The sequence below is a fragment of the Variovorax sp. E3 genome, assembly GCF_016082275.1.
In the GTDB taxonomy this organism is placed as follows: Bacteria; Pseudomonadota; Gammaproteobacteria; order Burkholderiales; family Burkholderiaceae_C; genus Variovorax.
Window position 1 is genome coordinate 1 of sequence record NZ_MOWM01000067.1, and the last position, 13,742, is coordinate 13,742.

Sequence of the window (13,742 nt, forward strand, 5' to 3'; positions counted from 1 at the left end):
GGGCTCCCTGATCGACCACCGCGGCGATTTGCGCGCCGCGTGCCCCCACCCCGACCCTCCCCCGGAAGGGAGGGAGAAAGCCGCTCGGGCGACTTGCTTACTTGTAGTACCCGGCCTTCTTCATCTCACGCTCGGCCGCCGTCTGCGACGTCTTCAGCGCCTGGTCGACCGTGACCTTGCCCGACAGCGCCGCGCTCATCTGCTGGCCCACCGCCACGCCGATGGCCTGGAACTCGGGAATGGCCGCGTACTGCACGCCCACGTACGGCGACTTGGGCAGCGTGCTGTCGGTGAGATTCGCGCTGTCGATGGCCTTCTTCTCGGCTTCGGCGAACTTGGCGACCTTCTGGAACTCGGGGTTCGCGTAGGTCGACTTGCGCGTGCCGGTCGGCACCGAGGCCCAGCCGGTTTCCTTGGCCACGAGGTTGATGTAGTCCTTGGAGGTGGCCCACTTGATGAACTTCTGCGCCGCCTCGTCCTTCGTCGAGCTGGCCGGAATGGCCAGGTTCCACGACCACAGCCAGTTGGCGCCCTTCGGCGTGGTGGCGGTCGGCGCCTGCGCGAAGGCCACCTTGTCGGCCACCTTCGACTGCTTCGGATCGCTGATGAACGAAGCCGCGATGGTCGCGTCGACCCAGGCCGCGCACTTGCCTTCGTTGAACAGCGCCAGGTTCTCGTTGAAGCTGTTTGCCGAGGCGCCCGGAGGGCCGTCCTTCTTCATCATGTCGACGTAGAAGGTGATGGCGTCCTTCCAGGCCTTGGTGTCGATCTGCGGCTTCCACTGCATGTCGAACCACTGGCCGCCGTTGGTGTTGACCAGCGTGGTCAGGAAGGCCATGTTGTCGCCCCAGCCCGGCTTGCCGCGCAGGCACATGCCGTACACGCCGGCCTTGGGGTCGTTGACCTTGTCGGCGAACTCCTTGACCTGGGCCCAGGTGGGTTGGTCGGGGAACTTGATGCCGGCCTTGTCGGCCAGGTCCTTGCGGTACATGAGCATCGAGCTCTCGCCGTAGAACGGGGCGGCGTAGAGCTTGCCGTCGGTCGACAGGCCGTTGCGGATGGCGGGCAGCAGGTCGTCCACGTCGTAGGCGGCATCGGTGGCGATGGGCTTGAGCCAGCCCTTCTTCGACCAGATCGGCGCTTCGTACAGGCCGATGGTCATCACGTCGAACTGGCCGCCCTTGGTGGCGATGTCGGTGGTCACGCGCTGGCGCAGCGTGCCTTCTTCGAGCGTGACCCACTTGAGCTTGATGTCGGGGTTGGCTTTTTCGAAGAAGGGGGTGAGCTTCTGCATCTCGATCATGTGGCCGTTGTTGACGGTCGCGATCACGAGTTCGGTGGCGGCCTGGGACACGAGCCCCGTGCCGATGAGTGCGAGGACGAGGCCCGCTTTCAGAAAACGCTTCATGTTGTCTCCTAGAGGTGAGCGACGCCCTCTTGTTGTCGGGTCGCCGTGCCGGGATTCTGGAGAAACGCGCTTGCGGGCTTGGTACTTCGATTGTCAACGCTGGTACTTTCATGCACCAGTTGACTGGGAGATTCCCTAATCGATGCAACACAGCATATGTTTGGCGCAATCCAAAGGCTACAGCGCTCGCCCGTCTCAGGCGCCCCCGCCCAGCAGCTGGCGCCGGAACTGCGCCGCGGCGGGCGACAGCGCCCGGTCTTCGCGGGTGACGAGGCAGATCGGCGGCACCCGCACCGGCAGCTCGATCGGCACGGTGCGCAGCACGCCCAGCCGGGCGTAGTGGTTGGCCTGCGAGGCGGGCATCACGGCCGCCATGTCGGAGTTCTCCAGCAGCGCGGTGATGGCAATGGGCGATGCCGTTTCGATGATGTCCAGCCGCGCCCGGATGCCGGCCTCGCGCATGGCCGCCTCGAAGCGCCCGCGCTGCGGCGAGCCCGGCGGCTGCAGCACCCACGACCAGTTCGCCATGTCGGCCAGGGTGACGGTGGTGCGCTCGAACACCGGGTGGGCGGTGCGCACCACCACCACCTGCGACTCGCCCAGCAGCGGCACGCTCGCGTACTTCGCCTCGTCGTGCCCGTCGGTGAGGCGGCCCAGCACGAGGTCGACATCGCCCTGCTCCAGCTGCGCCTGCATCACGTCGCTGGTCTCGACCACCACCGACACCGCCACCTGCGGGTGACGGCGGTGGTACTCCACCAGCGCGGGCGCCAGCAGCTCGGGCACGGCGCCCGGCACGCTGCCCACGCGCAGCGCACCGCTCAGGCCCGAGCGCAGCACCAGCATCTCCTCGCGGGCGGTGCCGAAGTCGCTGAGCACGCGGCGGGCGTAGCGGATCAGGATCTGGCCGTAGGGCGTGGGCGCCATGCCGCGCGCCAGGCGTTCGAAGAGCTGTTCGCCCTGCGCGTCTTCCAGCTGCTGCAGCAGCTTGGTGGCGGCCGGCTGGCTGATGTTCATGGCCTCGGCGCGCGGCCGAGGTGGCGGTGCGTGTCGAGACGGGCCAGCAGCAGCAACTGGCGCGGGCGCACGAGGAGCATCAGCGAGGCGTCTGTCAGCTCAGTGGTCATGCACAAAAGTATATGGAGCTTCCGCCTTTTTCGATTGGATCGGGATCGCGTTGCTCCGTACGCTCGGACCCATAACAAGCTGGAGACAACCCGATGAAGCTTTCTTTCCTGGCCCGTGCGGCGGGGCTGGCCGCGGCCCTGGTGGTTGCGGCGGCGGCCGGCGCCCAGACCGCCGCCTACCCCGACAAGCCGATGCGCATCATGGTCGGCGCCTCGCCCGGTGGCGGCACCGACATCCTGGCGCGCGTGCTGGCCGACAAGTTCTCGCCGGCGCTCAAGCAGACCGTGGTGGTCGAGAACCGGCCGGGCGCCTCCAACACCATCGCGGGCGAACTCACGGCCCGCGCGCCGGCCGACGGCGCGACCCTGCTGCTGGCCACCAACACGGCGCAGGCGGTGGCGCCGCACATCCTCAAGCTGAAGTACGACCCGCTGAAAGACCTGCAGCCGGTCGGCCTGGTCGCGGTGATGCCCAACGTGCTGGTGGTCTCGGCCAGCTCGCCCTACAAGTCAGTCAAGGACCTGGTGACGGCCATGGCCGCCAAGCCCGGCGGCTTCAAGTACGCGTCCTCCGGCATCGGCAGCACGCAGCACGTAGGCGGCGAGGCCTTCAACCTGGCCACGGGCATGAAGTCGATCCACGTGCCGTACAAGGGCAGCTCGCAGGCCCACGTCGACATCATGTCGGGCGAGGTCGACATGATGTTCGACAGCACCTCCTCGGCCATGGGCCAGATCAAGGCCGGCAAGTTCCGCGCGCTGGCCGTGAGCGCGCCGCAGCGCTCGCCCGAACTGCCCGACGTGCCCACGCTCGCCGAACAGGGCATCAAGGGTGCCGACGTGTCCACTTGGTATGGCCTGTACGTGACGGCCGGCACGCCGCGCCCCGCGGTCGAACGGCTCAGCGCCGAACTCACGCGCACGCTGAAGCTGGCCGACGTGCAGGCGCGCATCAGAGCCCTGGGCGGCGAACCCGGCGGCCTGACCGGCGAGCCCTTCGCGGCCATGAACAAGCAGGAGTTCGACCACTACGGCCAGCTCGTGCGCGACGCCAACATCAAGGCCGAGTGAGCCGGCCGCATCCTTTTTTCACAACGCACCCGACACCCGACATGTCCACCCCACCCCAGACCTCCAGCGTGACTTCCGCCAAACCCCGTGTCGTCGTGCTGCTCGGCGACCCCAGCGGCGTCGGGCCCGAGATGGCCGTGAAGCTGCTCGCGCGCCAGCGCAACCTCGACGCGGCCCGCGTGCTGCTGATCGCCGACCCCATCGTGCTCGCGGCCGGCGAGCGCGTGGCGGGCACGAAGCTCGACGTGCTGCCGGTCGACAGCCTCGACGCATTGCGCTTCGAGGACGGCCGCCCCACCCTGCTCGCGCAGGACTGGATGAAGGGCCAGGCGCCGGTGCTCGGCACATCGAACGAACCCTCGGGCCGGGCCTCGTTCGAGGCGCTGGAACTGGCCACCGCCACGGTGCGGCGCGGGCAGGCCGACGCGATCCTGTTCGCGCCGCTCAACAAGCATTCGCTGCGCCTGGGCGGGCTCGTGCATGAAGACGAGCTGCGCTACATGCAGGAGCGCTTCGCCGTCACCGGCTTCGTCTGCGAGTTCAACCTCACGGGCTCGCTCTGGACCTCGCGCGTGACCTCGCACATTCCGCTGAAGGACGTGGCCAGTCACATCACGGTGCAGGGCGTGAGCGACGCGGTGAAGATCATCGCGGCCGCGTTGCGCCGCGCGGGCGTGGCGCATCCGCGCATCGCGGTGACGGGGCTCAATCCGCATGCGGGCGACGGCGGTTCGATCGGCATGGAAGAAATCGAGATCATCGCGCCGGCCATCGAGCAACTGCGCACCGAAGGCTTCGACGCACGCGGGCCGTTTTCGCCCGACACGGTGTTCATCGGCGCGCGGCGCGGCGATGTCGATGCGGTGGTGTCGATGTACCACGACCAAGGGCAGATCGCGATGAAGCTCATGGGTTTCGAGCAAGGCGTGACCTTGCACGGCGGCCTGCCGGTGCCGGTGGCCACGTCGGCCAGCGGCAGCGCTTTCGACATCGCGGGCCAGGGCATTGCGCAGATCGAAGGGCTGCAGCAGGCCTTCGACCTGTGCGTGCGCATGGCGAGCGGCACGCCGGTGCCTGCGCCCGCCACCGCGGAAGCCGCGACAAGCTGAAGCGCATCGCTCAGACGCAAGAAGGGCCGCTTGCGCGGCCCTTGAAAACTCTCTTCAGGGCGCGCCCGGCGCCCCGCAAGACTCAGGCGGCGAGACTCGGCGCCTCGCCGTGGGCATTGGCCTCGGGTTGCGTCGGCTGCACGTAGAAGTAGATCAGCACGAGGTTGATGACCGGGATGATCATCAGCAACTGGAGCCAGCCGCTCTTGCCGATGTCGTGCAGGCGGCGGGCGCCCACGGCCAGCGCGGGCAGCAAAAAGCCCAGTGCCACGATGCCGTACAGGTATTGGTTGATCAGGCTCGCCACCACGAGGACGACCAGTTCAGCCAGCACGAACCACCAATACTCCGAACGCGATGCACGTCCGCTGAAGTCGGCATATTTGCTGAAACAGGTCTTGACCGCTGTTTGAAAATTCATGGACTAACTCCTCTTGATTGATCCCAGGGAACATTTCCCGGGGGCCATCATATCGGTGCGTCATTTCATGACAAACTTGGCCAAATGGCCGCCTGAATCGCAAACAAATGGCCTATGCAAAGGCCTTTTTGCGTTATCGCGTCAGCTGCTCAGGCGCTTCAGCAGGCCCGCCGTCGAGGCATCGAGCCCCGTGGCATCGCCCGATGCGAGGCGCGGTTCGATGTCCCTTGCGAGCACCTTGCCGAGCTCCACACCCCACTGGTCGAAGCTGTTGATGCCCCACAGCGCGCCGCTGGTGAACACGCGGTGCTCGTACATCGCGAGGAAGGCGCCCAGCGATTCGGGCGTGAGCTTCTCGAACACGAAGAAGGTGCTCGGGCGGTTGCCCGGGAAGTTCTTGTGGCCGCCTTCGTCGAGCTTGCCGACCATCAGCGCCTGCGCCTGCGCGAGCGCGTTGGCCAGCAGCTTGGGGTGATGGCCTTCGAGGTCGTGCGCCGCGTCGCGCACCGCCACGAACTCGAGCGGCGTCACGTCGGTGCCCTGGTGCAGCATCTGGAAATAGGCGTGCTGGCCGTTGGTGCCGGGCTCGCCCCACAGCACCGGCGACGTGCCGAACGCCACGGGCTTGCCGCTCGCGTCGACCTGCTTGCCGTTGCTTTCCATCTCGAGCTGCTGCAGGTAGGCCGGCACGCGCTTCAGCGCGGCGTGGTACGGCGCGATGCTGCGGCTCGTGAACTTGTGGAAGTTGCGATACCAGACGTCGAGCAGGCCCAGTCGCACGGGCAGGTTCCGCGCAAGCGGCGCGGTGCGAAAGTGCTCGTCCATGGCATGCGCGCCCGCCAGCAGCCGGCGGAAACCGTCGGCGCCGATGGCCAGCGCAATCGGCAGGCCGATGGCCGACCACAGCGAATAGCGCCCGCCCACCCAGTCCCAGAAGCCGAGGTGGTGTCGATGCCGAACTGGTTCGCCGCTTCCACGTTGGTGGTGAGCGCCGCGAAGTGGCCCGCGATGTCGGTGCCGCCCGATTGCTCGTACCAGCGCTTGGCCGACTGCGCGTTGGTCATCGTCTCGGCCGTGGTGAAGGTCTTCGAGGCAATGAGGAACAACGTGTGCTCGGGCGCCAGGCCCTGCAGCACGCCGGCCAGCTCATGGCCGTCGACGTTCGAGACGAAGTGGAAACGCTTGCCCGGTGCGGCGAACTCGGCCAGCGCCAGCACCGCCATCTGGGGGCCGAGGTCGGAGCCGCCGATGCCGATATTGACCACGTCGGTGATCGTGTGGTCGGCGCGCACCTTCTCGGCATAGGCCAGCATGGCGTCGAGCGTGGCGTGCACTTCGCGCAGCTCGTTGGCGGTCTTGGGGCCGGTGGGCGCGTCGGCCGGCGCGCGCAGCAGCGTGTGCAGCACGGCGCGGTCTTCGGTGTTGTTGATGTGCTCGCCCGCGAACATGGCGTCGCGGTGTGCCTCGAGGCCGCATTCGCGCGCCAGCGTGAGCAGCAGCTCTTCGGTGCGCGCGTCGATCAGGTTCTTCGACAGGTCGGCAAAACGTAGGGCGCCTCCTGGCTGAAGCGCTCGAAGCGGCCTGCGTCGTCGACGAAGGCATGGCGCACGTCGAACTGGCGGCCCGCGGTGTCGAAGCTGGACTGCAGTTGCGCCCAGGCCGGTGCACGGTCGCAGCGAAGGGTCATGGCCATGTTTACTTGCCGCTTTCCTGCATGAGCTTCTCGAGCTTCACGGCGTCGGCCGCGAAGGCGCGGATGCCCTCGGCGAGCTTCTCGGTGGCCATGGCGTCCTCGTTGAGCGCAAAGCGGAAACCGGCTTCGTCGTAGCTCACCTTGGCCACGTCGCCCTTGGCGGCGGCCTTGGCGTCGAGCGCGTGTTCCAGCGGCTCGTTGCTCGCGGCCAGTTCGGCCAGCAGCTCGGGGCTGATGGTCAGCAGGTCGCAACCGGCCAGCGCCTGGATCTGCCCCACGTTGCGGAAGCTCGCGCCCATGACCTCGGTCTTGATGCCGTGCTGCTTGTAGTACTCGAAGATCTGGCGCACCGACTTCACGCCGGGGTCGTTCGCGCCCGCGCTGGCGGCCTCGTCCCACTTGGCGCCGGCCGACTTCTTGTACCAGTCGTAGATGCGGCCCACGAAGGGCGAGATCAGCTGCACGCCGGCCGCGCCGCAGGCCACGGCCTGCGCGAACGAGAACAGCAGCGTGAGGTTGGTGTGAATGCCCTTCTTCTCGAGCGCGCGCGCCGCCTCGATGCCTTCCCACGTGGAAGCCACCTTGATGAGCAGGCGCTTCCCGGTGTCGATGCCTTCGGCCTTGTACAGCGCCACGATGCGCTCGCCGCGCGCAATGGTCGCGGCCGTGTCGAAGGACAGGCGGGCGTCGACTTCGGTCGACACGCGGCCCGGGATGATCGAAAGGATTTCGGTGCCGAAGCGCACCAGCAGGCGGTCGATGACCTCGTCGAGCGGCTTGCCGGCGTGCTTCTTCACGGTTTCGTCGAGCAGCGGGCGGTATTCGGGCTTCTGCACGGCCTTGAGGATCAGCGACGGATTGGTGGTCGCGTCCTGCGGCTTGGAAACGCTGAGCTGCTTGAAGTCACCGGTGTCGGCGACAACGGTGGTCCACTGGCGGAGGGCATCGAGTTGGTTCATGAAATCATTATCCTGTGCGGGTTGTGACAAGTCCTGCACGCAGTTGCGCGTCGACCGATGTTTTCATGCGCACCGTAGCACGGGTTTCCACGCGGCTGCATCAGCCTGATGCCCTTGGGGTTGTCCGACGGTTTTCCAGGCCGCAACGGCCTCCCCGCCCTACAGCGGCTGTGGTCCGCGACTGACGGCCCGGCCCCGCGCCCCCACCTACCCTGAGGCGGATGCCGAACGTTTCCATCCCTTCAGGAGTGCCCCCATGACCCAACGCCAGCGCCCCACGGCGCCCGCCGTCCGCCCCTTCGACGACCGCCGCACCAGCCATGCGATCGGCGCCATGGCCACGGCCTTCGTGGTGGGCGGCGTCGCGACCTGGCTCGCCCTGGATGCCGCGCGCACCGCCCGCGCCCGGCCCGCCGGCCCCGCCGACGGCGCACCGCTGATGCGCGCACCGCTGCAGGTGGTGGCGCCGGTCGACCTGCAGCGCTACGCCGGCATGTGGCACGAACAGGCCCGCCTGCCGAACCGCTTCCAGAAGCAGTGCGCGGGGCCCGTCAGCGCCGAGTACACACCCCAGCCCGACGGCACGGTGCAGGTGCGCAACCGCTGCGTGCGGCAGGACGGCAATTTCGACGAAGCCATCGGCAGCGCCCGCGTGGTGCCCGTGGCGGGCCAGCCCGGTGCCGGGCGGCTCGAGGTGCGCTTCGCCCCCGCATGGCTCGGCTGGCTGCCGATGGTGTGGGGCGACTACTGGATCCTGAAGCTCGACCGCGACTACCAGGTGTCGCTGGTGGGCACGCCCGACCGCGAATACCTTTGGGTGCTCTCGCGCGCCCCGCGCCTGGACGACGCGGTGCTGCAGACCGAGTTGGACTACGCCCGCAGCCTGGGGTTCGACACCGACAGGGTCGTGCTGACCGGCAGGTAGCGCTGCAGCTGCGACGGCAGCATGGCCGGCGAGGTGCAGTGGATGGCGTGCCAGCCGAAGGCGCGGGCCATCTCGACGTTGGCGGCCGAATCGTCGATGAACACGGTCTGCGCGGGGTCGAGGGCGTAGCGCATCGCCAGCACCTCGTAGATCTCACGCTCCGGCTTGAGGAACTTGACGTCGGCCGAGAACACGCCGCCGTCGAAGCGGCGCATGAAGGCGTGCCGGCGCTCGATGGCTCGCGCATAAGGCGCGGGCATGTTCGACAGGTAATACAGCCGCAGCGGCTGGCCGGCCTCGCGGTGGTCCATCAGGCGTTCGAGCATCTCGACGGTGACGCCGATGGGCTCCAGCCGCTCGCCCAGCCCGTCGAGCATGGCGTGCAGCGGCTCCGAAGGGAGCGCCAGCCGGGCCGACATGCGGGCGATGGCGTCGGGCAGCGTGCGGGTGCCGCAGTCGAAGCCGGTCCAGTCGTCGTGATGGAAAAGTGCCCGCCCCATGGCGGCCGCGGCCGCCTCAGTGGGCGCGTGCTGCGCAAGATGGGTCTGTACCAGCCGCGTGGGCTCCCATGCGAACAGCACGGCGCCAAGATCGAAAACCACGTTCATGGCGCCATTGTTTCATGCGCCGGGCACCACGCTCACGCCATGGGCTCCCAGCGACAGGGTGGTCTGCGCGCCGGCGGCCAGCGGGCGGGACAGGTCGGTCGACACCACGAAGACCGGCCCGAGCGTGGTGTCGAAGCCGTATTCATAGAAGCTGCCCAGGTAGGCGGCCTTGCGCAGCGTGGCCGGCAGGCCGTCCGCCGAGCCGGTGGCGCCGATCTGCCACGCCTCGGGGCGCACCGCGACCTTCACCGTGCCGGGCGCCACCGCGTAGCGCGGCTGCAGGCGCAGCGGGCCCAGCGCCACGCTGCCGTCGGACTGCGCCGTGGCCGGGAACACCATCGCCTCGCCCATGAACCCGGCCACGAACTCGCTCTCGGGCCGCCCGTAGAGCTGCTCGGGCGTGCCGCGCTGGGCGATCACGCCGTGATCCATCACGATGATCTGGTCGCTCACGGCCAGCGCCTCGCTCTGGTCGTGGGTGACGTAGGCCACCGTGAGCTTCAGCCGCTGCTGCAGCGCGCGGATTTCCTCGCGCATCTCGCGCCGCAGGCGGGCGTCGAGGTTGGACAGCGGCTCGTCGAACAGCAGCACCGCCGGCTCGAGCACCAACGCGCGCGCCAGTGCCACGCGCTGCTGCTGGCCGCCGGAGAGTTCGCTGGGCAGGCGCTCGTCGAAGCCGACCAGGCCCACGCCGCGCAGTGCCTCGCGCGCCCTTGCCGTGGCCTCGTCTTTCTTCACGCCGCTCATGCGCAGGCCGTAGCCCACGTTTTCGATCACGTTCATGTGCGGGAACAGCGCATAGCTCTGGAACATCATGCTGACGTTGCGCTCGGCCGGGCCCAGCGTGGTGACGTCGCGCCCGCCCATGAAGATCGCGCCCGAGGTGGGCGATTCGAGCCCCGCGATCATGCGCAGCGTGGTCGTCTTGCCGCAGCCCGAGGGGCCGAGGATGGTGGTGAGCGTGCCCACGGGCACCTCGAAACTGATGCCCTTGACGGCCAGCGGCGCGCTCTTGTCCGTGCCGTAGCGCTTCGTGACGCCGCGGAATTCAATGCCGTTCATGCGAGCCCCTCCATCTTGTGATGCCCTTGGTGTTGTTGCGATGGCGCGGCCCCTCGCCGCCCCAGCTTGCGCTCGCCCACCACGAACTGCACCAGCGCGATGGCCAGCGACATCAGGATCATGAGCACCGTGCAGTACGCCAGCGCAATGCCATAGTCGCCATTGCCCACGCGGCCGATGATGTAGGTGGTGGCCAGTTCGTTCTCGGCCGTGACCAGGAAGATCACCGCGCTGACCGTCGTCATGGCGCGCACGAAGCTGTAGACCAGCGCGGCCACCAGCGCCGGCTTCAGCAGCGGCAGCACCACCTTGAAGAGCGTCTGCGACGTGGAGGCGCGCAGCATCAGCGAGGCTTCGTCGAGCGAGCGGTCGAGCTGCTTGAAGGCCGCCGTGCCGGCCCGCACGCCCACCGGCAGGTCCGGAACATGAAGCACAGCACGATGATCAGCCCCGTACCCGTGAGCTCCAGCGGCGGCACGTTGAAGGCCAGGATGTAGCTCACGCCGAGCACCGTGCCCGGAATGGCAAAGGCCAGCAGCGCGCCGAACTCGAACAGCCCCTGCCCCTTGAACTCGTTGCGCGCCAACAGCCAGGCAATGAGCAGCCCCAGCGCCGCGGTGATCGGCGCCGAGATGCCCGCCAGCTTGAGCGTGGTGATCAGCGAGTTCCACGCCGTGCCCGCCCACACCAGCCCGAACTGGCCCCACTCCAGCGCGAAGGCGCTCTTGAAGTGGTTCAGCGTGAAGGTGTAGTCGCGCCCCCAGGTCTGCACGAAGCCGCCCGCGAAGGCGAACAGGTAGACCACGCCGGTGAACGCGATCCACGGCAGCGCCACGCAGTAGATGGTGCGGCGCACGCCGTCGGGCAGCGCCATCGCGATGCCGGCGTCGCCCTTGCCGCTCACGGTGGTGTAGTTCTGCTTGCCGAGCAACCCGCGCTGCAGCGCGAACACACCGAGCGCGAACAGCGTGAGCACCCAGGCCAGCGACGCGGCGCGGCCCTGGTCGTACTGCGCGCCGACGATGGCAAAGAAGATGTCGGTCGACAGCACCGAGAACTGCCCGCCCACCACCACCGGGTTGCCGAAGTCGGCGATGCTCTCGATGAAACCGACCAGGAAGGCGTTGGCCAGCCCCGGCTTCAGCAGCGGCAGCGTGATGGTGAAGAAGGTGCGGCGGCGGTCGGCGCGCAGCATCTGCGCGGCCTCCTCCAGGCTCGGCGCAATGCCCTGCACCACGCCGCGCATGATCATGAAGGCGATGGGCGTGAACGCGAACAGCTGCGCCACCAGCACGCCCGGCATGCCGTAGAACCAGCGCGTGGGCTCGATGCCGAACACGCTCTCCAGCAACTGATTGACGATGCCCGCGCGGCCGAACAGCAGGATCAGGCCCAGCCCCACCACGAACGGCGGTGTGATGATCGGCAGCAGCGCCAGCACCCGCAGCGCGCCCTGCCCGCGCTTGCTGCCGCGCTCGGCAATCAGCGCCATCAGGGTGCCGAGAAAGGTGGTGCCGGCCGCCGTGAGCAGCGCCAGCACCAGCGTGTTCCAGGCCACGCCGCAGCGCACGCCGCCACTCAGGCAGCCCAGCCCCCAGATGCGCTCGGTGAACACCCGCGCAACGAAGGCGCCGATCGACCACTGCCCGTCTTCATTGAAGAACGCGCCCGACAGCGCCTTGCTCACCGGGTAGGCGATGAACAGCGCCATCAGCACGCCGCAGCCGACCACCGCGGCGGCCACGAACAGGTCGCCCTTGAAGAGGCCGAGCCGCGCGACACCGAGGCCGCCAGCAGCACCAGCGCGGTGAGCGCCACGAAGCCGCCCGCGCCGATGCCGAACTGGTTGACCGCCAGCTCGCCGAATTGCGTGTTGAGCGCGGCGAAGCTCCAGCCCCGCGCGCCGATGGTGAAGCCCGCGACCGCCAGCCCGATGGCGCCGATCGCTCCGCCCGCCAGCAACCAGCGCCCCTGCGCCCTGCCGGCCGGCAGCCATGCGCCGACCGCGCACAGCAGCAGGCCCGCCAGCCCGATGAACAGCCAGCCGCGCCCCTGCGTGGCCGCCTGCATCAGGCCGTTGGCGCCCTCCGCCTGGCTGAACACCTGCGGAACGGCTTCGTACCAGGTTGAATCCTGAATGGCGTACCAGGGCAGCAGCAGGTAGGCCGCCAGGCCCAGCACGACCCACGCCCAGATCCAGCGCCGCGAGCGCCGGGCGGCGGCCAGGGACGCCGGATTGACCGGCGCGCCGGCGTCGATGGCGTGCGCGTCCACTTAGCGCGGCAGCGAATTGACGTCTTTTTCCCAGCGCGCAATCAGGCGGCGGCGCTCGGCGCTGGCGCCGTACTTGGCGTAGTCGTAGTTGATGAACTTGATCTTCTTGAAGTCCGGAATGCGCGGGTCGAGCTTGGCGTTCACGTTGCTCGGCAGCTGGAACTGCTTGTTGGCGGCGCCCAGCTCCTGCGCGGCGGGCGTCAGCGCCCATTCGTAGAACTTCTTGGCGGCGTCCAGGTTGCGCGCCCCCTTGATGATGCTCATGGAGCCGATTTCGGCGCCGGTGCCGTCGCTGGGCGTGATGGTCTCGACCGGGAAGCCCTGCATCTTCTCGCCCGGGCCGTCATGCACGAAGCTGATCGACACGGCCGTCTCGCCGCGCGCCACCGCCTTGATCGGGCCGGTGCCCGAGCGGGTGTACTGGCCCACGTTCTTGTGCAGCGCCTTGAGGTAGTCGAAGGCCTTGTCCTCGCCCATCATCTGCACGAGCGTGGCGATCATGGTGTAGGCCGTGCCGCTGGAGGCGGGGTTGGCCACCTGGATGTCGCCCTTGTACTCGGGCTTGAGCAGGTCGGCCCAGGTCTTGGGCACGGGCAGCTTCTTCTTGGCCAGCAGCTCGGGGTTGTAGCCGAAGCCCAGCGGGCCCGAGTAGATGCCGACCGTCTTGTAGCCGGACTGCTTGGCCTGCTGCTGCGCCCAGGGGTGCAGCTGTGCCAGCGTGGGCGACTTGTATTCGAGCGTCAGGCCCTGCTCGGCCGCCTGCAGGTGGGGGTCGCCCGTGCCGCCGAACCAGACGTCGGTCTTGGGGTTGTCCTTCTCGGCGATCAGTTGGGCCAGCGCCTCGCCCGAGCCCTTGAGCGCCATGTTGATGCGCACGCCGGTGGTGCGCGCGTAGACGGTGGAGATCACGTTGCACCACTCGGCCTGCACCGAGCAGATGACGTTGACGGTCTGTGCCGACGCCGCCGCCGACAGACCCAGCAGCGCGGCTGCGGTAAAAAGCTTGTTCTTCATTGGAATTCTCCGCCTCGGCAATAAAAAATGGCCTTGCGGCCACTGGGCAGCGTAGCTTTAGTACAGGTTCG

10 protein-coding genes and 2 pseudogenes are annotated in these 13,742 nt (G+C 68.2%); 3 read left to right on the plus strand and 9 right to left on the minus strand.

What is annotated here, in order from left to right; genetic code table 11:
* Nucleotides 1–97: 97 nt before the first annotated feature.
* Nucleotides 98–1,408, minus strand: coding sequence for a sugar ABC transporter substrate-binding protein (locus tag BMG07_RS22150; RefSeq protein ID WP_198086348.1), 1,311 nt, complete (start codon nt 1,406–1,408; stop codon nt 98–100).
* 195 nt (nt 1,409–1,603) lie between these two features.
* The gene (locus BMG07_RS22155) at nt 1,604–2,425 is read right to left on the minus strand and encodes a LysR substrate-binding domain-containing protein (protein WP_269759266.1); all 822 of its coding nucleotides are present in this window, start codon (nt 2,423–2,425) and stop codon (nt 1,604–1,606) included.
* Between the two features lie 203 nt (nt 2,426–2,628).
* Between BMG07_RS22155 and BMG07_RS22160 the strand changes: the two genes are divergently transcribed.
* Nucleotides 2,629–3,606 (plus strand): tripartite tricarboxylate transporter substrate binding protein, encoded by a 978-nt coding sequence (locus BMG07_RS22160; protein WP_198086349.1) that lies wholly within the window; start codon nt 2,629–2,631, stop codon nt 3,604–3,606.
* Between the two features lie 41 nt (nt 3,607–3,647).
* Entirely contained in the window at nt 3,648–4,715 is a 1,068-nt protein-coding gene (locus BMG07_RS22165; RefSeq protein ID WP_198086350.1) for a 4-hydroxythreonine-4-phosphate dehydrogenase PdxA, read from the plus strand.
* A gap of 82 nt (nt 4,716–4,797) precedes the next feature.
* On the opposite strand, the gene BMG07_RS22170 is transcribed toward BMG07_RS22165, so the two are convergent.
* From BMG07_RS22170 to tal, 3 genes and pseudogenes are all read right to left on the minus strand, one after another.
* Nucleotides 4,798–5,136 carry a DUF805 domain-containing protein gene (locus tag BMG07_RS22170; RefSeq protein WP_198086351.1) on the minus strand — a complete coding sequence of 113 codons (339 nt, stop codon included), beginning with the start codon at nt 5,134–5,136 and terminating at the stop codon, nt 4,798–4,800.
* 141 nt (nt 5,137–5,277) lie between these two features.
* Nucleotides 5,278–6,829, minus strand: a pseudogene (pgi, locus tag BMG07_RS22175) (glucose-6-phosphate isomerase).
* Nucleotides 6,830–6,831: 2 nt separating this feature from the next.
* On the minus strand, nt 6,832–7,788 hold the full coding sequence (tal, locus tag BMG07_RS22180) for a transaldolase (RefSeq protein WP_198086352.1): 957 nt from the start codon (nt 7,786–7,788) through the stop codon (nt 6,832–6,834).
* Between the two features lie 256 nt (nt 7,789–8,044).
* On the opposite strand from tal, the gene BMG07_RS22185 reads away from it, so the two are divergent.
* Complete coding sequence (locus BMG07_RS22185) at nt 8,045–8,713, plus strand: lipocalin family protein (RefSeq protein ID WP_198086353.1); 669 nt, start codon at nt 8,045–8,047, stop codon at nt 8,711–8,713.
* Here BMG07_RS22185 and BMG07_RS22190 read toward each other — a convergent pair.
* From BMG07_RS22190 to BMG07_RS22205, 4 genes and pseudogenes are all read right to left on the minus strand, one after another.
* Nucleotides 8,659–9,321 carry an HAD family phosphatase gene (locus BMG07_RS22190; protein WP_198086354.1) on the minus strand — a complete coding sequence of 221 codons (663 nt, stop codon included), beginning with the start codon at nt 9,319–9,321 and terminating at the stop codon, nt 8,659–8,661. The genes BMG07_RS22185 and BMG07_RS22190 overlap by 55 nt on opposite strands.
* A gap of 12 nt (nt 9,322–9,333) precedes the next feature.
* Nucleotides 9,334–10,383, minus strand: coding sequence for an ABC transporter ATP-binding protein (locus BMG07_RS22195; protein ID WP_198086355.1), 1,050 nt, complete (start codon nt 10,381–10,383; stop codon nt 9,334–9,336).
* Nucleotides 10,380–12,657: pseudogene (locus BMG07_RS22200) on the minus strand (ABC transporter permease). Before BMG07_RS22200 ends, BMG07_RS22195 begins: the two are co-directional and overlap by 4 nt.
* Nucleotides 12,658–13,671 carry an ABC transporter substrate-binding protein gene (locus BMG07_RS22205; protein ID WP_198086356.1) on the minus strand — a complete coding sequence of 338 codons (1,014 nt, stop codon included), beginning with the start codon at nt 13,669–13,671 and terminating at the stop codon, nt 12,658–12,660.
* Between the last annotated feature and the right edge of the window lie 71 nt (nt 13,672–13,742).